The 19868-nt window shown below is 63.4% G+C and carries 19 protein-coding genes; 15 read left to right on the top strand and 4 right to left on the bottom strand.

What is annotated here, in order from left to right:
* Window positions 1–230 precede the first annotated feature (230 nt).
* From CK224_RS02640 to CK224_RS02615, 6 genes are all read left to right on the top strand, one after another.
* Window positions 231–1451: a glycosyltransferase family 2 protein gene (locus CK224_RS02640; protein WP_095780686.1), complete on the top strand. Its 1221-nt coding sequence runs from the start codon at window positions 231–233 to the stop codon at window positions 1449–1451.
* A gap of 198 nt (window positions 1452–1649) precedes the next feature.
* Window positions 1650–2225 (top strand): methyltransferase domain-containing protein, encoded by a 576-nt coding sequence (locus CK224_RS02635; RefSeq protein ID WP_197504263.1) that lies wholly within the window; start codon window positions 1650–1652, stop codon window positions 2223–2225.
* Window positions 2222–2614 carry a GtrA family protein gene (locus tag CK224_RS02630; protein WP_095780685.1) on the top strand — a complete coding sequence of 131 codons (393 nt, stop codon included), beginning with the start codon at window positions 2222–2224 and terminating at the stop codon, window positions 2612–2614. Before CK224_RS02635 ends, CK224_RS02630 begins: the two co-directional genes overlap by 4 nt.
* A complete protein-coding gene (locus CK224_RS02625; protein WP_067000248.1) occupies window positions 2611–3279 on the top strand; it encodes a class I SAM-dependent methyltransferase in 669 nt (222 codons plus the stop codon). The genes CK224_RS02630 and CK224_RS02625 overlap by 4 nt, the downstream gene beginning before the upstream one ends.
* A gap of 12 nt (window positions 3280–3291) precedes the next feature.
* A complete protein-coding gene (locus tag CK224_RS02620) occupies window positions 3292–4425 on the top strand; it encodes a glycosyltransferase family 4 protein (protein ID WP_067000251.1) in 1134 nt (377 codons plus the stop codon).
* 193 nt (window positions 4426–4618) lie between these two features.
* Window positions 4619–6310: a hypothetical protein gene (locus CK224_RS02615; protein WP_141245770.1), complete on the top strand. Its 1692-nt coding sequence runs from the start codon at window positions 4619–4621 to the stop codon at window positions 6308–6310.
* Between the two features lie 85 nt (window positions 6311–6395).
* Here CK224_RS02615 and CK224_RS02610 read toward each other — a convergent pair whose 3' ends face one another.
* Both CK224_RS02610 and CK224_RS02605 read right to left on the bottom strand, forming a co-directional pair.
* Complete coding sequence (locus CK224_RS02610) at window positions 6396–7277, bottom strand: DMT family transporter (RefSeq protein WP_095780683.1); 882 nt, start codon at window positions 7275–7277, stop codon at window positions 6396–6398.
* A gap of 80 nt (window positions 7278–7357) precedes the next feature.
* Complete coding sequence (locus CK224_RS02605; RefSeq protein ID WP_067000259.1) at window positions 7358–8158, bottom strand: IclR family transcriptional regulator; 801 nt, start codon at window positions 8156–8158, stop codon at window positions 7358–7360.
* Window positions 8159–8397: 239 nt separating this feature from the next.
* Between CK224_RS02605 and CK224_RS02600 the strand changes: the two genes are divergently transcribed.
* From CK224_RS02600 to CK224_RS02585, 4 genes are read left to right on the top strand one after another with little or no spacing between them, the layout of a single operon-like run.
* Window positions 8398–9450 (top strand): ABC transporter substrate-binding protein, encoded by a 1053-nt coding sequence (locus tag CK224_RS02600; RefSeq protein WP_067000263.1) that lies wholly within the window; start codon window positions 8398–8400, stop codon window positions 9448–9450.
* 24 nt (window positions 9451–9474) lie between these two features.
* Window positions 9475–10974, top strand: a complete 1500-nt coding sequence (locus CK224_RS02595; protein WP_095780682.1) for a sugar ABC transporter ATP-binding protein — start codon at window positions 9475–9477, stop codon at window positions 10972–10974.
* Window positions 10971–11936 (top strand): ABC transporter permease, encoded by a 966-nt coding sequence (locus CK224_RS02590; protein ID WP_095779258.1) that lies wholly within the window; start codon window positions 10971–10973, stop codon window positions 11934–11936. The genes CK224_RS02595 and CK224_RS02590 overlap by 4 nt, the downstream gene beginning before the upstream one ends.
* Window positions 11933–12904: an ABC transporter permease gene (locus CK224_RS02585; RefSeq protein WP_095780681.1), complete on the top strand. Its 972-nt coding sequence runs from the start codon at window positions 11933–11935 to the stop codon at window positions 12902–12904. The genes CK224_RS02590 and CK224_RS02585 overlap by 4 nt, the downstream gene beginning before the upstream one ends.
* Here CK224_RS02585 and CK224_RS02580 read toward each other — a convergent pair.
* Window positions 12878–13819: an amidohydrolase family protein gene (locus tag CK224_RS02580; protein ID WP_095780680.1), complete on the bottom strand. Its 942-nt coding sequence runs from the start codon at window positions 13817–13819 to the stop codon at window positions 12878–12880. The genes CK224_RS02585 and CK224_RS02580 overlap by 27 nt on opposite strands.
* Window positions 13820–13887: 68 nt before the next feature.
* Here CK224_RS02580 and CK224_RS02575 point away from each other — a divergent pair, with 68 nt between their 5' ends.
* From CK224_RS02575 to CK224_RS02555, 5 genes are all read left to right on the top strand, one after another.
* The gene (locus CK224_RS02575) at window positions 13888–15213 is read left to right on the top strand and encodes an alanine racemase (RefSeq protein ID WP_095780679.1); all 1326 of its coding nucleotides are present in this window, start codon (window positions 13888–13890) and stop codon (window positions 15211–15213) included.
* Between the two features lie 34 nt (window positions 15214–15247).
* The gene (locus tag CK224_RS02570) at window positions 15248–15592 is read left to right on the top strand and encodes a RidA family protein (protein WP_095780678.1); all 345 of its coding nucleotides are present in this window, start codon (window positions 15248–15250) and stop codon (window positions 15590–15592) included.
* A gap of 9 nt (window positions 15593–15601) precedes the next feature.
* Window positions 15602–16612, top strand: a complete 1011-nt coding sequence (locus CK224_RS02565; protein WP_095780677.1) for a succinylglutamate desuccinylase/aspartoacylase family protein — start codon at window positions 15602–15604, stop codon at window positions 16610–16612.
* A 38-nt stretch (window positions 16613–16650) separates the two neighbouring features.
* Entirely contained in the window at window positions 16651–17829 is a 1179-nt protein-coding gene (locus CK224_RS02560) for a hypothetical protein (RefSeq protein WP_095780901.1), read from the top strand.
* A gap of 155 nt (window positions 17830–17984) precedes the next feature.
* The gene (locus CK224_RS02555; RefSeq protein WP_067000288.1) at window positions 17985–18488 is read left to right on the top strand and encodes a hypothetical protein; all 504 of its coding nucleotides are present in this window, start codon (window positions 17985–17987) and stop codon (window positions 18486–18488) included.
* A gap of 28 nt (window positions 18489–18516) precedes the next feature.
* On the opposite strand, the gene CK224_RS02550 is transcribed toward CK224_RS02555, so the two are convergent.
* The gene (locus CK224_RS02550; RefSeq protein ID WP_095780676.1) at window positions 18517–19845 is read right to left on the bottom strand and encodes a DNA polymerase IV; all 1329 of its coding nucleotides are present in this window, start codon (window positions 19843–19845) and stop codon (window positions 18517–18519) included.
* Between the last annotated feature and the right edge of the window lie 23 nt (window positions 19846–19868).

Here is a 19868-nt window from a genome sequence, read left to right as displayed (position 1 = left end):
CCGAACAGAAACCGGCTCACGCTTTTCCCGGAATGCTTTGGCGCGAGACGTGGCCACCAATTCAAGCCCGGCCGCCATCACCCGTACTGGCCAAACCACGTCATTCGCTCAACGACGTATGGTCCTGTATATCTTTGCCTAACTTGTTCTTGCTAATCTTGCAGCTGGGCTGCGGAAATGTTGGGGCCCAAGCTGTAAGCAAGGCTGACGATTGGGCAGGAGCGGGCACGATGGTCGACAAGTCGAATCTCGCAATAGTCGCAACTGATCTCGATGGGCAGCACGCCGATGACGCAGGGGCCCCTCTCGTGTCGGCCATTATCCCTTGCCTGAACGAAGAGCGCACGCTCGGCATCTGCATCCGCAAGGCGCTTGACGTTTTTTCGAAGCGGGGCATTAAGGGCGAGGTCGTCGTCGGGGACAATGGGTCGACCGATCGGTCGGTGGAGATTGCCGAGTCCCTCGGCGCGCGTGTCGTGCACCAGCGGGTCAAGGGATACGGCGCGGCGATCAGCGCGGCGGCTGAAGCTGCACGAGGCAAGTACCTCGTCATGGCGGATGCGGACGATTCCTACGACTGGAGCAGCCTAGGCGACTTCATCGACGCGCTGGAGGGTGGTGCAGAACTGGTCATGGGCGATCGCTTCGCCGGCGGTATCGAGCCCGGCGCCATGCCCGCTCTGCATCGGTATCTCGGCAATCCGGCGCTTTCAACGATTGCCCGCTGGCTTCACCATTCTCCGATACACGATTTTCATTGCGGCATGCGAGGATTCACCCGCGATGCGTTTCGCCGAATGGGCGCGCGCTCGCCTGGCATGGAATTCGCCTCGGAGATGGTCATCAACGCGCATCGCGCAGGCCTGGTGATCCGCGAGGTGCCAATCAAGCTCTATCCGGACAAGCGCGGCCGCCCACCTCACCTGCGTTCGTTCCGCGACGGTTGGCGACATCTGCGGCTGATCGTGGCGCATGCACCCAACACCATGTATCTCATACCGGGAGCGACGTTGCTGGTGTCCGGTATTGCTGGTCTTGCGGTCCTCGCGGCGGGACCTGTCCGGATCGGAGGGTGGTATTTCGGAATTCACTTCGTCGCGCTCTCCGCGATGGCGACGCTGATTGGCCTTTCGGCCATCCTTTTCGGTATGCTGGCCAAGGTGGCGATCGCTATCTATCACCCGGGCCACGGCGGCCGGGTCGTGCCTTGGCTGATGCGCGGCCGCCCGCTGGAATGGCTGGTCTTTTCCGGCGGCATGCTCGCGGTGGCGGGCTTTGTCGCGGACGTATTGCTGGCACTGCATTGGATCTTCATAGGCGGCCCGATGGAGCAATCGGTGCACCTGACCTTCGTGATCACCACCGCCTGCGTGGCCGGGATGTCCATGGTGCTGTCCGGCTTCGTTCTCAAGTTGCTGCTTGATAATCTGGACGATAGGCGTGCGTTCTGAGCGCTTCGACATCGAGCGCCTGGCGCGACGGAAAAAAGATAGAGTCGGCGCCAGCAGGTCGGTGGTGCATTGAAAGCTGGTGGGATGAGGGGAAGCAGGGCGGTTCCGCGGATTTGGGATACGGACTGGCTGGTCTTGCGCGGGCTAGCTCGGCTGTTGCGAAAAGAGGCGAGGGCGCATGTTAGGCCGGGCACACTAATGGTCGATCTCGGCTGTGGTGACATGCCCTATGCTGACATGATGTTCGAGATGAAGATCGACTATCGCGGCGCGGATATCGGCGAGGGCAGCTTCCTGAAAATTGACGAGCAGGGCCGCGTGCCACTAGCAGATGGCATCGCTGGAGCAGTACTTTCAGTACAGGTCCTCGAGCACGTGCGCGACCTTGACTCGTACTGCGCCGAGATTCGGAGACTGCTGCGCGATGACGGTGTGCTGTTGTTGTCTACTCACGGCAGCTGGCTCTACCACCCTCACCCTGAGGACCATCGTCGTTGGACACGCACCGGACTTGTCGTAGATCTTGCCGATCGCGGCCTCGAAGTCGAAGAGGTGCATGCGATTGCCGGGCCCTTGGCAACCACGACGCTAATCCGCCTTACGGGCTTTGCTTTCTTCCTTCGCCGCCTACCGATCATAGGCGCAATTTTGGCGTCGCTCCTTGCCCTGTTGATGAACCTGCGCGCTCAATTGGAAGATCGTCTAACGCCCGCCCAGATACGCGACGACAATGCCTGCGTTTTCTTGGTCCGCGCTCGGAAGGCAGCGATATGAGCGTGCGCACGCCCTTCGCCTATATGGTGATCGCCGGCATCTGCATCGCGCTGCACAACGTGGTCATCATCTTGTCTGACAGGGTCGGGATACGTTTGTGGCTGGCCGTACTGTTGTCCTTCTGCGTCGTGGCGAGCACTGGCTATGTGCTTCATAGCGTATTCACCTTTCGGCGACCATTGGCTCCCATAACCTTCGCACGGTACGTCATTGCAATGGTCGCCAACATACCATTGGCATTTGTCACCATATGGTTTTGGCATCAGCAGGCCGGCCTGCCGATGGTGTTCGCCTCGCCACTTGCCTCGGTTTGCATGCTGGCGCTGAACTTCCTGCTTGGTCGATGGGCTATCGCCACGCCAAACCGCTGGATGACGGGGGGACCATGACCTTGGCCACGGCAATGGGCCCGATCGATCCGAAGCTTCTGCAGGACATCCTGTCGCGTCACCTCGCCTTTTATCGAAACAAGGCGCCGACTTATCAGGCGGTTATGCTCGATAGTCTACGCGAGCTATGGGACAAGCAGCATTGCAAATTGCTCGACGTCGGTGGTGGCACTGGGGTGATCGCTCAAGCCATAGCCGAACTCTTTCCGGTGGATGAGGTGCAGACAGTGGATATGGTTGACCGTTTCTGCCCTTCGCTGAGCGTGCTGACCAAGCAGTATGACGGCAAAACCCTGCCTTTCGCGGACCGTAGTTTTGATGCGGCGACACTCAACAATGTAGTTCATCACGTTCCAGTCACAGCACGTACGGACTTGCTGCGTGAAATTCGGCGCGTGGTTGATGGTCCGCTTTACATAAAGGATCACGAAAGCTGCGGAAGGCTGGACGACCTGCGCCTCACCGCAATGGATGCGATAGGCAATATCCCATTTGGCGGAATGATCTGGGCGCGCTACTTGAAGCGGGCAGAATGGGGGAAGTTAGCAACCGAAAGTGGCTACCGCATTGCTCGTCGCGCTGCGCCGAAGCAATATCGAAAAAGCATCCATGAACTGCTGTTTCCCAATCGTCTCGAAGTGACAATGCGCTTCGAGCCCGCTTGATGGGTCGGTCCGGTGCGCATTTTGACCGTCAGCCATTTCTATGAAGGTCACGGCGGCGGCATAGAGCGTGTGGCCGGGCATTTGTGCCGACAATTCACGCAACTGGGCGTTCAGGCTGTTTGGGCCGCCAGCGATGCCGATCAGCCGCCGGAAAGCGACGTTGAAGCGGTCCCTCTTGCCTGCGTCGACCCAATCGAGAAGGTCATTGGGCTGCCAATGCCGCTGGCGCGCGTCCGTGCTATTCGCGCGCTGGCCCGCGAAATGCACCGTAGCAATGCGGTCGTAGTGCACGATGCGCTGTACATGACATCGATCCTGGCATTGCTGATGTCGAAGGCTTTCCGCAAGCGCGTGGTGCTGATCCAGCATATCGCCGGCATCCCCTTTTCTTCGCGCATTCTCCGCTCCGTGATGGCACTAGCCAACATCGTCATCACGCGCCCGATGCTCCGAGCCGCTGACGCAGTTGTGTTCATCAGCGACACCGTGCGCCATGACCTTGTGGGCACGCCAGCGCGCATTCCCTTCCAACTGCTGTTCAACGGTGTTGACGGTGCGATTTTTCATCCCGCTTCAGGCCCGCTGCCTGTGCCGGAGGCCCCTGCGGCGATCTCGATCCCCCCGGGTACGCGTCGCATTCTTTTCGTTGGTCGCTACGTCGAGAAGAAAGGATTGTCGGTGCTGCGGGCTTTGGCCGCGTTCCGCCAGGATCTCGCATTTTTGATGGTCGGCAGCGGCCCGATCCACCCCGGCAAATGGGGACTTGCCAATGTTCACGACCTTGGTGTCCAGAGCCCTCAGGCCCTGGCGGACCTTTATCGGGGGGCTGACTTCCTGCTGTTGCCGAGCGTCGGAGAGGGCTTTCCGCTCGTTATTCAAGAGGCAATGGCCTGCGGACTGCCTGTCGTCTGCGGCGAACCGAGCAACCGTGCCGACCCAGGCGCGGCCAAATGGCTGCGTGGCGTTGCCATCGACCTCACCAATCCCGACGGGTCGGCCAGGCGTTGCGCCGATGCCATCGACAGCCTTGCCCTCACCTCCGAGGAGCGAGCCGCCATGGCTCGTTACGCGTTGGCGCAGTACGACTGGCGCGCAACGGCGCTCGGCGTGCTGACCTTGGCAGGCGGAGGAGTGGCCAAACTTTGACCTACTTCGCCATGGTCGATGCGGTGTCGCGTCCGCATCTGGGCGAAGTTCAGGCGCTTTCGGCCCTGGCCTGTGCTTGAGGCCTTCCAGCAACGAACACCGAACAGGGCTCCAAACGTCTGGGCCGTGTGGCCTAGCCAATTTTCTTAATTAACGTCGCTTAAATCTGATGTTCATTCCAGGGCGGGATTGAATGCGATCAGAAGCAGGTCTGACTGATTTATTCGGTGCAGGATCGCGCCGCTTAACGATCTTTCTACGCGCTTTGATCGTACTGAAGATCGCGTTGTTGTTCGCCTTGGCTTGGAATTGCCGATTCGTCATGGACGAATTTGGTCAGCTTGGATACGCGAAGCATTTGTTTAATGGCCTGTTCGCCACCGTGCAGCCAAGCAAGGCGGTCGGTTCCACCGCCTTTTACAAGCTGGCTCACCTGATCGGTTGGGATGCCACGTCCATTCTGCTTGTCGGTCGTATGCAGACCGCGTTGCTGGCATGCGCGACCATTGCTTTGGTCTACGCCTGCGCTCGCGCGCTTGGGGAGGATCGGGTTCGTGCCTTGGCCATTGTCCTCGTCCTCTTGTGCTTCTCGAATTTCATGGAGCGCATCTTTCGCACTATCGCCGAACCGCTGGCGGTGTTCTTCGCCGTAGGGGCGCTGCTGGTCGTGCTACGGGCCCGTGAATTGAGGGGATGGCAGCTTGTCGCTGCCGGCGCCTTGAGCGGCCTGTCGTTTCTCGCAACGCAGAAATCAATCTACTTCAACCTTGCGCTAGGCCTTGGCCTGGTCGCCGACGCGGCTTTGATGAGACGCTACCTGGCAGGCATGGTCCGCGGGGCATGGCTCGTGCTGGGATGGACTCTCCCTATAATCGCATATTGCTTCATCTTCGGCGGCGCCGACCCTGTTCCCATCGCCAAGAGCCTGGTGTTCGGCCCTCTTGAGGTCGCAACGCGCGGCGGCGGTGACTACGGGGGGCTGAGGCGCTTCGTGGTTCAGACGCTCGCGCGCAATTATGTTCTTTACGTCTTCTGTTTCGCCGGCATGGCTCTGTCTCTGATACAGATCATGAAGCTCGACGAGCGGAGGCGAATTGCGCTGATCTTCTCTGTCGTCATCACGGTGCTGGTCTTCGCGCATGACCAGCCGTGGCCCTACGTGTTCATTATGGCGTTGCCGTTCATGTCGCTATGGTCGCTGACGATGCTCGACGGCCTCGCAGACCGCGCGCGTTATCTGCGCCTGGCGTGGATAGCCTTGGTCACGGCGATGGCCATAAGCTTCGTTGCCAATTTGCTTAACTTTCGCTTCGACAATACCGCCCAACTTGAGCTGGTGGCGCGCGCGGAGTCATTGCTTGCACCCGATGAGCGGTACTTCGACGGCATAGGAATGTTGCCCAATCGAATGGAGCCGACAACTTTGTGGCTCGACAAACACTACGTGCTCGCCACCTTGCGGGAAAGCGGGCGTTCCGAGGCTTACAATGTGCTTAGCAAGTCTCCCCCGAAGCTGATCCTGTGGTCCTACCGGATGGACTATATCTATCCGGTAGTCGCGCCCCTGATCTTGAACAGCTATGTCCGTGTGGCGCCAAACCTCAGGATCGCTGGTTTCCGCCTGCAACCCGGTGAGCGGAAGATCTTTGATGTTCCTATTGCTGGAACTTATGCGCTCTACAGCGCCGATGGAACGCCTTTGCGGGGCCGGGTCGAAATCGACGGCACCGTGCTTGATCCGCCATTTCACCTTGCGACCGGGCCAAAGACCGTAACATTGCGCAACAGTGCGGGCGAAGCCCTGCTGCTGCCAGCGGGCTCTTACGCCGGACATTTCAAGGCCGGCGGCGACAACGATCTTCTATTTGATGGCGTCTACGATTGAGCGATGAGGCGAGTGATGACGGTCCCGCCGACGCCAGCCACCGTGTCGGATCGCAGGCAACCCAACCGGGCGTCTGACCGCACAGCTAAGAGGTCGCGACTTCGGCAGGCTGAGGCGCTTTGCGCTGCAGGTTGAGGAGATTGCCGGTCAGGATCAGCAAGGCGCCGCCGGCGGTGAAGACATCGATCTGCTCGTTGTAAAGCAGCCATCCGATGAGCGCAGACAGCGGCACGCGCAGGAAGTCCATCGGCGAAATGACGGTCGCATCGGCGTGGCTGAGCGCGCGGGTCATGCAGAAATGGGAGGACATGCCGGTGAAGGCGACCACCGATATCGACGGCCACAGTTCGACTGCCGGGTTGCGCCAGACATAGAGCGCCGGGACGAGGCCGACCACGGACTGAATGATCAGCATCCAGAAGATGATGCGCACGACGCTGTCGGTTCGCGTCAGCGACTTGACCATGACCACCGAGACGCCGAAGCACATTGCGGCTCCCAGCACGACGAGTTGCCCGGGATCGACCGAGCCGACGCCGGGACGCACGATGATCACCACGCCGATCAGCCCCAGCACGATTGCCGTCAGCCTGGGCCGCGACAGCCTTTCGCCGAGAAAGCTCACCGCCAGGATCGCCGTCCAGATCGGGGTCGTGAACTCGATCGAGATCAGCACGGCAAGGGGAATCAAGGTCAGCGCATAGAGCCAGGCGGCCTGGCCGGCATAATGGACGACGTTGCGGGCAATGTGGGCGAGCGGGCGCTGGGTGCGCATCGCCCTAAAGCCGCCGGCCGTCAGCACCAGCGGCAGCAGGATGAAGAAGCCGATCACCGAGCGCAACTCCAGCACCTGGAAGACATTGAGCGCGGCCGTCGCGGTGCGGCCGGCGACCGACATCGCCAGGAACGAGGCGATCGACAGCGCCATCCAGAGCGCGGCCTTGGTGATCGAGGGAGCGGGTGCCATTGGCGCTATGTCGCAAGACCGTCGTTGTGCCGCAATCGGTAGTCGCGGCATTCGACTGGGCCAGACGGCCGCATTCCGGCTCAGCTTCCGGCGAGCGACAGTGCGCGGGCGCGCTCGCGCAGCAGCTCAAGCAACTGGTTGCGACGCGGCTCCGGCGTATCGACCGGCAGCACAAAGCAAAGCGTCGTGTTGATGGCGCCGTGGCTGTCGCGGATGGGAGCCGCCATGCACCAGGTGAAACGGTCGGCGAGCGCCGAGGTCTCGCTGAAGCCCTGCCGGCGAGCCAGGTCGACATCCGCGAAGAATTCGTCGGGAGCAATGACCCGGCCGTCGGGGAGTTCGTAGTCGGCGGCAGGAATGAAATCCTTGAGTTCCGTCTCCTGCATATGGCCGACCAGCAGCCGCCCCGACGCCGTCCAGGGGATCGGCACCTCGACACCGACATCGCTCGAGATGCGGAAAGGGCCGGGAGAATCCCGGCAATCGAGAACGACATATTTGTTGCCGCGCAGACCACAGAGCTGAACGGTCTCGCCGGTCTCGGCCGCCATCCTGTCCAGCGTTTCAAGGATGCGGCGATAGTGTGCGTTGTGATGCGAGTACGCCCATCCGAACAAGTGCATCGCCCGCCCGAAATAGACGTAGCCCTCGGACCCGACATTTTCGAGCATCTCGGCTTCGAGCAGGCTGTTGACGATCTCATAGGTCGTCGAACGGGGTGCGTTGATCATCTTTGCGATGTCGCCGATGCGCATCGGCGCGCGATGCTTCAGCAGGGCCTCGAGCAGCATGATGACGCGGTCGATGCCGCGGCGGCGCTCGCCGGGCTGTGGTTGTGCCCCGGCGCCTGCCTCGATCAAACCAGTTGCGCCTTCGCTCATGCCAGCCGCCCAAAAATCATTTTCGGCTCTCGTCTCAAGACGCTTGAAAGATGTCAAGGCTCAGTCTAGCATCCCGTTTGTCCGATATACAGACATGTTGTCTGGAATATCGGACAAACTAACGAGCCGGGCAGAAGAAGTCCAGACGACGAACGAGCGGTTTCCGCGACGCGGCGACCGCGGTGTTTCGCCGTCCCGACTCCGCACGTCCGGACAAGAGCTACAGAAGGGGAACCGTCATGAAGAAGTCATCGTTTTTCGCATCCGCCAGCGCCCTTTGCCTCGGTCTCGTCCTGGCCGTCGGTGTCGCCTCGCAGGCCGATGCGGCCGCGAAGTGCATCAAGGGCGACCGCAAGGCGCCGTATACGATCGGCTGGGCCAACATCTATTCCGTGCCGACCTGGATGAAGCAGACCCAGGGCACGATCGAAGCCGAGGTCGAGGCGCTCAAGAAGCAGGGGCTGGTCGACAAGCTGGTCGTGACCGACGCCCAGGGCGACGCCAATGTGCAGATCCAACAGATCCAGTCGATGATCGATTCCAATGTCGACGCCATCATTCTGATCGCCGGTTCCTCGACCGCTCCGGCGCGCGTGATCGCGGATGCATGCGCCAAGGGCATCGCGATCATCAACTTCGACAGCCTGGTCGATACCGACCAGGTGACGGCCAAGGTCAACACGGATTCCTCGCAGTGGGGCGACCAGGCTGCGAAGTTCCTGATCGACGCCATCGGCGGCAAGGGCAAGATCCTCATCCTCAACGGCCCGGCCGGCGTTTCGGTCAGCGACGACCGCCGCAAGGGCGCCGATGCCGAGCTCAAGGCCCATCCCGACGTGAAAATCCTCGCCGAGACCAACACGCCGTACAATGTCGCGCCGGCCCAGGAAGCCGTCACCAGCCTGCTGTTCGCCAATCCCGAGATCGACGGCATCCTGTCGCTCGGCGGCGCGCTCTCGGCCGGTGCGGTGCTCGCGCTTGACAAGCAGGGCCGCGACCAGGTGCCGATCACCGGCGAGAATGCGCGCCAGTTCCTCGAGCTGTGGAAGGAAAAGGGCCTGAAGAGCTGGGCGACCATGCAGCCGAACTGGCTCGGCGCCTTTGCCACCTACACCGCGGTCCAGGCGCTGGAGGGCAAGGACGTGCCGGCCTTCGTCAAGATTCCGCTGCCGGTCATCGATAATTCCAACATCGATCAATACCTCGCCCGGGCGAAAGATTTCCCGGCTGACGGCTACATCTATTCGCCCTACGATGAGGAGCTGTTCAAGAAGCTGCTGGCGCAGAAGTAGGCCGGAAGGGTCGCAGCATTGACCATGGCTCCGCTCCTTGCCGCGCGGGGGGTGTCGAAGGCGTTCTTCGGCAACCCCGTCCTGCGCGACGTCTCCATCGCTCTCCAGCCGGGCCGCGTGCATGCGCTGCTCGGCGAGAACGGCGCCGGAAAGTCGACCTTGATCAACCTCCTGTCGGGCGCCTTGCGCCCGGACAGCGGGACCATCGAGGTCGATGGGCGTGCCGTGGCACGCATGACGCCAGCGCTCGCGCGGCAGGCCGGCATCGCCGTCGTGCAGCAAGAGCTCAGCCTGACGGCCAGCCTTTCGATAGCCGAGAACATCGGCATTGGCGCCTATCCCAAGCGCTTCGGGCTAGTCGATTACAAGGAGCTTGCCGCGCGGGCGAAGGCGGCATGCAAACTCGTCGGCCTCGACGAGCCGTTGTCGACACCGGTTGGGAATCTATCTCTCGGGCGACGGCAGATGGTGGAGATCGCCAAGGCTCTCTATCGCCGGCCGCGCGTGCTCATCCTCGACGAGCCGACCTCGTCGCTCTCGGCGACGGAAACGAAAATCCTCACCGACCTGTTGGGACGGTTGCGTGGAGAAGGCGTCGCCATTCTCTACATCTCGCACCGGCTCAACGAGGTGATGGCGCTCTGCCAGCATGTGACCGTGCTGAAGGACGGCACCTGCACGGCCGACCGGTCGCTGGAGGGAACCGACGCGGCTGGATTGGTGCGCCTGATGGTCGGCCGCGACCCCGGCGACCTCTTTCCGAAATGGCAGCCGTCGGGATCGCCCGGCGCCGCCATCTCGGTCCGCGGCTTCTCGGCCGGCCTGATGCACGACGTCGACCTCGACATCGGGACCGGCGAGGTGCTGGGCATAGGCGGCCTGGTCGGTCAGGGGCAGGAGGATCTGCTGCTCGGTCTTTATGGGGCCATCCCGGCGAGGACGGTTTCGGCGACGGTAAACGGCGTGTCGGGCCTGCCGGGCAATGTGCCGAAAGCCAACGCGCTGGGGCTCGCCTATGTGCCAGCCGACCGTAAGCGCGAGGGCCTCCACCTTATTCATCCGATCATCACCAACATGATGTTGCCTTCCCTCGCGAGGCTTCCGTCGTTGAAGCTGCGCAGCCGCAAGGCTGAACGCCAGAAGGGAAGGGATCTCGCCGCCCAGCTTTCCATCAAGGGCGACCTGCAGCGTCCGGCGCAGGCCTTGTCGGGCGGTAATCAGCAGAAGGTCGCACTGGCGAAGTGGATGCCGCACGATCCCCTGGTGCTGCTGCTCAACGATCCGACGCGTGGCGTCGATGTCGAGACCAAGCGCGAAATCTATCTGATGCTTCGCGCCTTCGCCGCCGCTGGCAAGGCGGTCGTGCTGCTCAGTTCCGATACGCCGGAACTGGTGCATCTATGCGACCGCGTCGCGGTGGTTCGTGAAGGCCGCGTCGTCAGGATGATCGAGCGTGCCGCGCTGAGCGAGGAAGCCATCGTGTCGGCGGCGATGGGTGCAGAGAGGCGGAAGGTGGCGGCATGAGCATCATTCCGTACGCGAGAGCCGACGGCGCGCTCTACTGGCAGGTGCAGGCGCGCCGCAACATAGGCGTTCGCAGCCTCTTCCTGGTGGTGCTGGCGTTTCTCATCGCCTATGCCGTGCTTTTTCCGGGCCTGTTCACGGTCTCCGGCTTCGCCAAGTTCACCCAGAGCTGGTTCCCGCTGGCGCTGGTGGCGATGGCGCAGGCGATCCTCATGCTCACTGGCGGCATCAGCCTTGCGATCGGCGCGACCGTCAGCCTCGGCGCGGTCATTGCCGCGACCACCATGGGCGGACCGCTGGGCATCGCCGGCGGCGCGGCCGCCGTGGCGCTTGCCGGGCTCGGCATTGGCGCCGCGACCGGCTTCATCGTGGTCAGGCTGCGCCTGCCGGCGATCGTGGTGACGCTCGCCGGCTCGTTCATCATCGGTGGCGCCGCACTGCTGATCCTGCCGAGGCCTGGCGGCTCCATCCCGGCTTGGCTGTCCGACCTGCTTGCCGGCGACACGCCAGCGGCGTTCGTGCTGCTGGTGGTGGTCGTCCTGCTATGGAAGCTCTATCTCGCCACGCCGCTTGGATTGAGCCTCTATGCCGCCGGCGAGAATCCGGTCGGGGCTTACCGTTCCGGTGTGCCGGTCGACGCGGCGCGTGTGGCCGCCTATGCGATCAGCGGCCTCTTGTCGACCGGCGCCGGGCTGTTCGTGGCCGCGCAAACGGGGTCTGGCGATCCGGTCATCGGCACGGCCTTCACGCTCAATTCCATTGCCGCTGCCGTGCTTGGCGGCATTGGCTTTCTCGGCGGGCAGGGCACCATGCGCGGCGCGCTCGCCGGCAGCCTGCTGCTTAGCCTGATGATCAGCGTGATGTTCTTCCTCGGCTTCACCCCGGTAGCGCAGTATGTCGCGCAAGGGCTGATCATCATCGGTGCCGTCGCCATCCCGCAATTCCGCAAGGTGCAGCAATGACAGCATGGACCGACAGCGCCGGCGGCAGACGCGCCAGGGCGATCCTCACCAGCCGACCGTTCCTCACCCTTGCCATCGTCGTCGCAGTCTGGATTGCGGCGAGCATCGCATCGCGCGGCTTCGGCGCCTACGGACATCTGCGCTACCTGGTAGAACTTGGCGCGGTGATCGGCCTCGTGGCGGCCGGGCAGACCTTCGTGGTGATCGCCGGCGGGATCGATCTCTCGGTGGCAGCGATCGTCACCGTCAGCGCCATCAGCCTGCCGCTGCTGTCATGGCAGGCCGATCCGACCGGCCTTGCCTCCGTGCTCGCGGTGGTTGCGCTGACCACAGCTATCGGCGTAGTCAACGGGTTAGGGGTGGCGCTGCTGCGCGTCCATCCGATGATCATGACACTGGCCATGGCGACATTCCTGCAGGGTCTGCTGATCATCATTGCCGGCGGCAGTGCCGTCACCGCCGAGAACCCGCTGGTTCATTGGCTGGGCAATGCGCGGCCGGCCGGCATTCCGGCCGGCATCCTGCTATGGATCGCGGTTTCCGTGCTCGTGCTGACACTGATGCATGCAACGCCTTTCGGCGCCCGCATCTTCGCCATGGGCGCCAATCCGCTTGCGGCTTCGTTATCGGGCGTGCCGATCATTTCCACGACATTGGCTGTCTATGGCATCAGCGGATTCACGGCGGGGCTCGCGGGCGTGCTCGTGCTCGGCATGAACGGGCAGGGCTATGTCGGGATCGGCGATCCTTATCTGCTCGCCTCGATCGCCGCAGTGGTGCTTGGCGGCACCTCGATCCTCGGCGGGCTCGGCACCTATGCCGGCACCATCCCGGGAGCCATCCTGCTGGTGACGATCACTGCGCTGATCACCGTGGTCAATGCATCGCCCGGCTGGCGCAGCATCCTGTTCGGTTCGTTGATCCTCGGGCTGCTGCTGCTCTCAGGCAGGGAGCAAGCCCGGCGATGACCCGGCGTCCAGGCGATAGATGCGAGCGGCGTTGCCAAAGAACAGCGCCGCCTGCTCATCCCGGGAAAGATCGGCGGTGATGACCTTGAAGCTGTCATATACCTCATCGAACGAGGCGTGCAGGCCGGCGACCGGGAAGTCGGAGCCGAACATGGCGCGCTTCATGCCGAAGCAGTCGATGCAATGCAGAACGATCGGCCGCAGACTTTCGAGCGTCCAGTCATGATCGTAAGCGACCAGGTCGGATATCTTGATGGCGACGTTGTCGCGCTCGGCCAGCAGGCGCAGCCCGTCTCGCCATCTCTGCAAGCCTTCGGGGTCACGGTCGATCGGGCTGCCGCAATGGTTGAGGACGAATTGCTGGTCGGGAAAGGCTGCGGCGAGGTGCGCTGCCTCGGCCAGTTGGCGTGGAAACACCATCAGGTCGAAGGAGAGCCCGTACCGGGCGAGCGAGCCAAGGCCGGCGCGCCAGGCAGGATCGTCCATTGTGCCGTCGCGAGCGGCGAAGCGCCGGGCGGGATCAGGGTCCCAGCTCAGAATGTCGCGAATGCCGACAACACGGTCGAACGCGGCCTGCGCCTCGATCAACTCCGCCGCGTTGTGGCTCGCCAACGGCACATGGACGACGTAGCGCGCCGCTACGCCGCACGACTTGTCGAGCGTCTCGAGCCAGCGGGTCTCGCCGACGCTGTCGTCGCTCGCCCAGCCGGCTTCGACATGGACGCTGGCGACGACATTGTGCCGGGCGGCGTCGCGCAGATAATCCTCGGGCAGATAGTTGCGGCGCAAGGCATCAAGCTCGCCGAGGCCGCCGCGTTCGCCGGCAGAGGCGGTCAGCCAGGGATAGCGGCCGAGGCTGAGATCCCAGAGATGGTGATGGGCGTCGATGATGGGTCCGGAGTAGGGATTTGGCACGCGGTTCCCTCAGGCCTTGGCCGGCAATCGGTTGAGCCATTGTTCGGCGACGGAAGGGTTAGCATCGGATGAGCGAGAACACACCGGCCCAATCGCTTGTCGTGCATGAAAATTTCATGCTCGACGATCGTATCCGTGGCGTGCCCCCCGGCACGTCCGGATTGGATTCCAGCCTGGCCGGACAGCAAGGCTGGCATCCGGCCGATGGCCGCATGTCGCTGCCGCTGCTCACCCTTGACGAAGCGGCCTTCGCCTCAAATCGCGACTTGTTCCTGCGTTATGTGCGCGAGCAGGGCGCTGCGGTCGCGCCGCATGCCAAGACGCCGATGGCGCCGGATCTCGCCCATTCGCTGGTCAAGGCCGGTGCCTGGGGCACGACGGTCGCCGATATAAGGCAGGCAACGGTGATGCTGAAGGCGGGTCTCTCGAGACTGATCATTGCCAACGAGGTCGGCGGCGCCGGTGGTGCAGGCCGGCTCGCGAAACTGACTGGCGCGTGGCCGGATGCCGAGCTCTATGTCTTCGCCGACTCGGTCGCGGCCGTGCGGGCACTGGCGGATGCGTGGCGGGCAGCTGCCGATCTCCCGCCGTTGCGTGTCCTGGTCGAGCTCGGCGCGGCGAGGGCGGGGGCACGAACCACGGCAGAGGCCGAGGCAATCGCCGATGCCGTCGCTGCGACCGGCGGACGGCTGCGCATTGCCGGCGTCGGCACCTATGAAGGCGCTGCCGCTCAGCCTGATCCGCTGCGCACCGATGAAGCGGTCTCTGCGCTGCTGGCAGCGGTGGGCGACATGTTCCTCAGGCTCCGCGCTCGCCTCGGCAGCGAGGCTCCCCTGGTCGTGACGGCCGGCGGGTCGGTCTTCTTCGACAGGGTGGTGGCGGCGCTTTCGCCGCTGGTCGAACAGGACGGCAAGGCGACGCTGGTGCTGCGCAGCGGCGCCATCTTCTTCCACGACCACGGCGTCTATGACCGATCGCTTGGCGCGGTCGACAGCCGCAGCGGTTTCGAGCTCGGCGGCGCCACCGCCTCGGCGCGCAATTCTTTCCGTCCGGTCCTGCGTGTCTGGGCCGAAGTGCTTTCGCGGCCGGAACCTGATCTCACCATTTGCGGCATGGGCATGCGCGACGTCCCCTTCGACCAGGGTTTCCCCAAGCCGCTCAGGGTGTATCGTTCGGGCGATCCGCTGCCAGCTTCACCTGAGAAATCACAGGTAATCAAGCTCAACGATCAGCATGCCTTTCTGGCGCTCCAGCCTGGCGACGACATCGCGGTCGGCGACGTCATCGAATTCGGCATTTCGCATCCCTGCACCTGCCTCGACCGCTATCGCGTTCTTTTCGGCGTGGATGCGACCGGTCGTGTAGCCCATGCCATTCCGACCTATTTCGGCTGACCAGGCCTCCAAAAAGAACTCGAAAGGATCCGAGATGATCAAATACTTCCAGTCCGGCTCTCGCATGTCACAGGCCGTGGTGTATGGCGGCATGGTGCATATAGCCGGCCAGGTCGCCAACGACCGCAAGGGGGGCATCGAAGCGCAGACCAGCGATGTTCTGGCCAAAGTCGAGGCGCTGCTGCATGAGGCCGGCAGCAGCAAGTCGAAGCTCGTGGCGCTCAACATCTTCCTGCCGCAGATCGGCGATTTCGACGCGATGAACAAGATCTACGATGCCTGGGTGGATCCCGAGCGCCTGCCGGCACGCGCCTGCGTCGAAGCGCGTCTGGCCGACCCGGACCTGCGCATCGAAGTCACCGCCGTCGCGGCCGTCTGAGAGGACAGCATGCATACCGGCCTTGTCCACACGCTCGATTTTGACCGCGAAGGCAAAACGCTCGGCTATCTCAGCATTCCGTTCTCGGTCGACCGCTCTCCCTATTTCCAGGTCAAGGTACCGATCTGCACCATTCGCAACGGGAAGGGTCCCTCACTGCTGCTGATGGCTGGCAACCACGGCGACGAGTATGAGGGCGAGCTGTCGCTGGCCAAGCTGATCCGCCGGCTCGATCCGGCCGCAATCAGCGGTCGCATCACAATCCTGCCGATGGCGAATGCGCCGGCGGTTATGGCCGCCAAGCGCTGCTCGCCGCTGGACGGCGGCAACCTCAACCGCGCGTTCCCGGGCGATCCGTCGGGCACGCCGACCAGTCGGCTCGCCCATTTCCTGGAAACGGAACTGTTTCCCCGTCACGATGTCGTTTTCGACATTCACTCGGGCGGCACCTCGATGGAGCATCTGCCGACGGCACTGGTCGAGCGTAATGCCGATGCCGAGCGCCATCGGCGGGGTGTCGAGCTAATGCGCGCGCTCGGGATGCCGTTCGGCTTCATCGCAGACAACGGCCAGGCCTCGCCGACCTCGATGGGTGCCGCGCGCCGGGCGGGCGCGATCGGCGTCAGCGGCGAATTCGGCGGCGGCGGAACCGCTACCGTCGATTCGATGACGCTTACCGCTCGGGCGCTCGATTGCCTGATGGTCGTGCTGGGCGTGGTCGCGGCGCCGGTGCTCACATCGGACGCAGAGCCGGCGAAGCCGACGCGGTTGCTTTCGCTGTCGAGGCACAGCCAGGGTATCTACTCGACGCGGCGCGGGTGGTTCGAGCCTGCGGTCCGCCTGGGCGACCGCGTGAGTGCTGGCCAGCTTGCGGGATGGTATCACGATCTCGAACGGCTGGAGCTTGCCGAGGAGGCGCTGCATTTCTCGGAGAGCGGCATTGTGCTGTCGCGCCGGCTGCACACCATGTGCGAGGCGGGCGACTGCCTGATGCAAGTGGCCGAGCCGGTCGAAGGCTGACGCCGGCACCGGAAGGGGCGAGGATCCAAAGGATGAGCATGCAGCTTTCGATGTGGACATATCCCTGGGACATTCAGGATCTCGGCCTGGAGACGGTCGAGCGTGATATTGTCCAGCGCGCCGGCCTCAACATGATCAGCCTGGCCGCCTCCTATCATGCCGGTCGCTTCCTGCAGCCGCGCAGCCCACGGCGGAAAGCCTATTTTCCAGAGGATGGCACCATCTATTTCAAGCCGTCAGCGGCGCGATGGGCCGACCTCGCCATCCAGCCCAAGGTCGCGGATGTGATCAGCGAAGGCGGCGACGTGCTTGGCCAACTCGTCCGCCGGCGGGAACAGGGCGGCCCCGGGGTCTCTTGCTGGACGGTGTGCCTGCACAACACCCGCCTCGGCATGCTTCATCCCGAGGCGGTCACTCGCAACGCCTTCGGCGATCCCAACTATTACAATCTCTGTCCCTCGCATCCCGACGCGCGCGCCTATGTCCGGGCGCTGGTTGCGGACATCTCGCACGGTTACAAACCGGACAGGATCGAACTCGAAAGCCCTTCCTTCATGGGATTTGCCCATGAATACCATCACGAGAAGGACGGCGTCGGCCTGACGCCCGAGGAGGATTTCCTGCTGTCGCTGTGCTTCTGTCCGTCCTGTGTCGATCTCGCGGCTAAAGCCGGGGTCAACGCCGAACGGGCGCGAGCGCTCGTCCGGCAATGGATCATCGAGACCTGCGAGCGCGCGGTGCCGGAGCGGCGCTTCCCCGGTTTTCCAGCGGGCGGACTCGAGGTTTTCGGGCCGTGGCCGGAGCTACACGCCTATCTGGTCTGGCGCTTCGAGCCGGTGACCAGTCTGGTCGCCGAGTTGCGCGAGGTGGCGCATCCGGTCACCAAGGTCCTCATCATCGACCTCAAGGAAGGCTGGCTGGGCGGCTGCGATCTGGCGGCTGTCGGCAAGGTCTGCGACGGGGCGATCCTGTGCGCCTATGACATGCAGGCCGAGGATGTCGCAAGCCTGGTGACGGACGGCCGCGCCGCGCTCGGCGCCGGCAAATTTCTCGGCACCGGCTACCGGCTTTTCTACCCGGAAATGGCGGGTCCGCAGTTGCTAGCGGCGAAGGTCAGCCCGGCGCGGAAAACTGATGTCGATGGCATCAATTTCTATAATTACGGGCTGGTGCCGGCAGCGCGGCTGGATTGGGTGAAGGCCGCGCTCTCGGCCTGAGCCGCCGCCGGCTTAAAATACCCTCACGGCAACCGGCCTTGTTGCAAAACGGTCATATCGGCAGGGGAACCTGCCAAGATCGCTTGCGTTCCTGAGTCTGTTTGCGCCTTCCGAAGCCAGGAGGCGTGTTTCGGCTCCAACGGGGGAGAATTTCGATGAGACCAGTGGTTCCGCTCGTTCTCGCCGGCTGCCTGATGACTGCCGCAAGCGCCTACGCCGACGATGCAGATTTCCTGCGCTCGTTCCAGGGCAGCTTCGCCGGCAACGGCACCTTCAAGGTGAGCGCGAATGCGCCGACGGTGAATATCTCCTGCGACTTCAAATCCGGCGCTACCTCGACCTCGCTGTCGCTCGACGGCAAATGCCGCGGGCTGATCTTAATGACGCGGGAGATCAGCGCGGATCTGAAGGCCACCGGCAGGGGCTATAGCGGCGTCTATATCGGCTCGCGTACCGGGCCGGCGCAATTGAACGGCAGCCGCTCGGGCAACGCGCTCAATCTCGGCATCCGTTGGGCAAAGGAGGTCAATGGCGACCGCAAAGCGCAGTTGACCGTCGAAAAGACCGGCAGCGACAGCATGCGGCTGACAGTGACCGACACGGATCCGAAGACCGGCAAGACCATGGTGACGAGCCGGATCGACCTGCAGCGCACCTGATCAAGCCAGCCATGAATGCCAGCCGGTCTCAGTCCTCGAGCGGCTCGGGCGGGTTGGCGGCACGGCCCTTGCCGAAGGTGTAACCGGTCTCGACGGCCTTCCTGCCGAATTTGTCGCGCAGCTCGTCGATCGCGGTTTCGGCCATCGCGCGCTTGCGCGACTGGACGTCGACCAGATCCGGCGGATCGGCCTTCCCGTCGTCGGAAAGATCGCTGACGCCGATGCCGAGCAGGCGGAATTTCGTGCCGTCGGTCTCGCGACGCAACAAATCGAGCCCGGTCTGGAAGATGCGATCGGCCAGCCGTGTCGGATCGCCAAGCTGGCGGTTGCGGGTGCGCAGCTTGAAATCCTGCGTCTTCAGCTTCAGCACCACGGTGCGCCCGGCAATGCCGGATTTCTTCAGCCGCGCCGAGACTTTTTCCGACAGGCCGCGCAGCACCGGCACCAATTCTGCCAGCGAGCCGATGTCGTTGTCGAAGGTGGTTTCGGCCGATACGCTCTTGGCATCGCCGTCGGGGTCGACGCGGCGGTCGTCCTCGCCGCGCGAAAGCCGGTAGAGCCGGTCGCCCATGACACCGTAACGGCGCATCAGCTCGCCGCGCTCCATGCGCTGCAGTTGGGCAATGGTGCGGATGCCGTCGCGCTCGAGCGTCGCGGCCAAGGCCTTGCCGACGCCCCAGATCAGCGTGACCGGCTGCCCGGCAAGAAAGCTTGGCGCTTCCGCTTTGCCGATGACTGAAAAGCCGCGCGGCTTGCGGAAGTCCGACGCGATCTTGGCCAGGAACTTGCAGTAAGAGAGACCGGTGGAAACGGTGATGCCGAGTTCCTTCTCGACGGTCTGCGCGAAGCGGGCCAGCACAAGCGCCGGCGGCATCCCATGCAGCCGCTCGGTACCGGCGAGGTCGAGAAAAGCTTCGTCGATCGACAGCGGCTCGACCAGCGGCGTCAGCGCCTGCATCAGCGCGCGCACCTCGCGGCCGACGCCGACATATTTTTCCATGTTCGGCGCAATCACCACGGCCTCGGGACAAGCCTCGAGCGCCTTGAACATCGGCATCGCCGAGCGCACGCCCTGGATGCGGGCAATGTAGCAGGCAGTGGAGACGACGCCGCGCCTGCCGCCGCCGACGATCAGCGGCTTGTCCTTCAGCGCCGGATTGTCGCGCTTTTCGATGGCGGCATAGAAAGCGTCGCAGTCGATGTGAGCGATGTGCAGCCGGTAGAGTTCCGGATGATGGACAAGGCGCGGGCTGCCGCAGCGCTCGCAACGGCGCGTCTCGCTGCGCTGAGAAGCCAGGCAGTCGCGACAAAAGCCGTGTTCGGGATTGTTGACAGGAGCCGCCATCGCTGCGAACATAAAGAGAACAAGTGCAATGGTAC

The organism is Mesorhizobium sp. WSM3862 (assembly GCF_002294985.1).
Classification (GTDB): Bacteria; Pseudomonadota; Alphaproteobacteria; order Rhizobiales; family Rhizobiaceae; genus Mesorhizobium.
The sequence above is the reverse complement of the archived record's forward strand: the minus strand, read 5'-3'. Positions and strand labels throughout refer to the sequence as shown.

Excerpts from the sequence above, each read along its gene's own strand:
- CK224_RS02640 (WP_095780686.1), top strand. The coding sequence starts at position 231 with ATGGTCGACAAGTCGAATCTCGCAATAGTCGCAACTGATCTCGATGGG.
- CK224_RS02635 (WP_197504263.1), top strand. The coding sequence starts at position 1,650 with ATGGTCGATCTCGGCTGTGGTGACATGCCCTATGCTGACATGATGTTC.
- CK224_RS02630 (WP_095780685.1), top strand. The coding sequence starts at position 2,222 with ATGAGCGTGCGCACGCCCTTCGCCTATATGGTGATCGCCGGCATCTGC.
- CK224_RS02625 (WP_067000248.1), top strand. The coding sequence starts at position 2,611 with ATGACCTTGGCCACGGCAATGGGCCCGATCGATCCGAAGCTTCTGCAG.
- CK224_RS02615 (WP_141245770.1), top strand. The coding sequence starts at position 4,619 with ATGCGATCAGAAGCAGGTCTGACTGATTTATTCGGTGCAGGATCGCGC.
- CK224_RS02610 (WP_095780683.1), bottom strand. The coding sequence starts at position 7,277 with ATGGCACCCGCTCCCTCGATCACCAAGGCCGCGCTCTGGATGGCGCTG.
- CK224_RS02605 (WP_067000259.1), bottom strand. The coding sequence starts at position 8,158 with ATGAGCGAAGGCGCAACTGGTTTGATCGAGGCAGGCGCCGGGGCACAA.
- CK224_RS02600 (WP_067000263.1), top strand. The coding sequence starts at position 8,398 with ATGAAGAAGTCATCGTTTTTCGCATCCGCCAGCGCCCTTTGCCTCGGT.
- CK224_RS02595 (WP_095780682.1), top strand. The coding sequence starts at position 9,475 with ATGGCTCCGCTCCTTGCCGCGCGGGGGGTGTCGAAGGCGTTCTTCGGC.
- CK224_RS02590 (WP_095779258.1), top strand. The coding sequence starts at position 10,971 with ATGAGCATCATTCCGTACGCGAGAGCCGACGGCGCGCTCTACTGGCAG.
- CK224_RS02585 (WP_095780681.1), top strand. The coding sequence starts at position 11,933 with ATGACAGCATGGACCGACAGCGCCGGCGGCAGACGCGCCAGGGCGATC.
- CK224_RS02575 (WP_095780679.1), top strand. The coding sequence starts at position 13,888 with ATGAGCGAGAACACACCGGCCCAATCGCTTGTCGTGCATGAAAATTTC.
- CK224_RS02570 (WP_095780678.1), top strand. The coding sequence starts at position 15,248 with ATGATCAAATACTTCCAGTCCGGCTCTCGCATGTCACAGGCCGTGGTG.
- CK224_RS02565 (WP_095780677.1), top strand. The coding sequence starts at position 15,602 with ATGCATACCGGCCTTGTCCACACGCTCGATTTTGACCGCGAAGGCAAA.
- CK224_RS02560 (WP_095780901.1), top strand. The coding sequence starts at position 16,651 with ATGCAGCTTTCGATGTGGACATATCCCTGGGACATTCAGGATCTCGGC.
- CK224_RS02555 (WP_067000288.1), top strand. The coding sequence starts at position 17,985 with ATGAGACCAGTGGTTCCGCTCGTTCTCGCCGGCTGCCTGATGACTGCC.
- CK224_RS02550 (WP_095780676.1), bottom strand. The coding sequence starts at position 19,845 with ATGTTCGCAGCGATGGCGGCTCCTGTCAACAATCCCGAACACGGCTTT.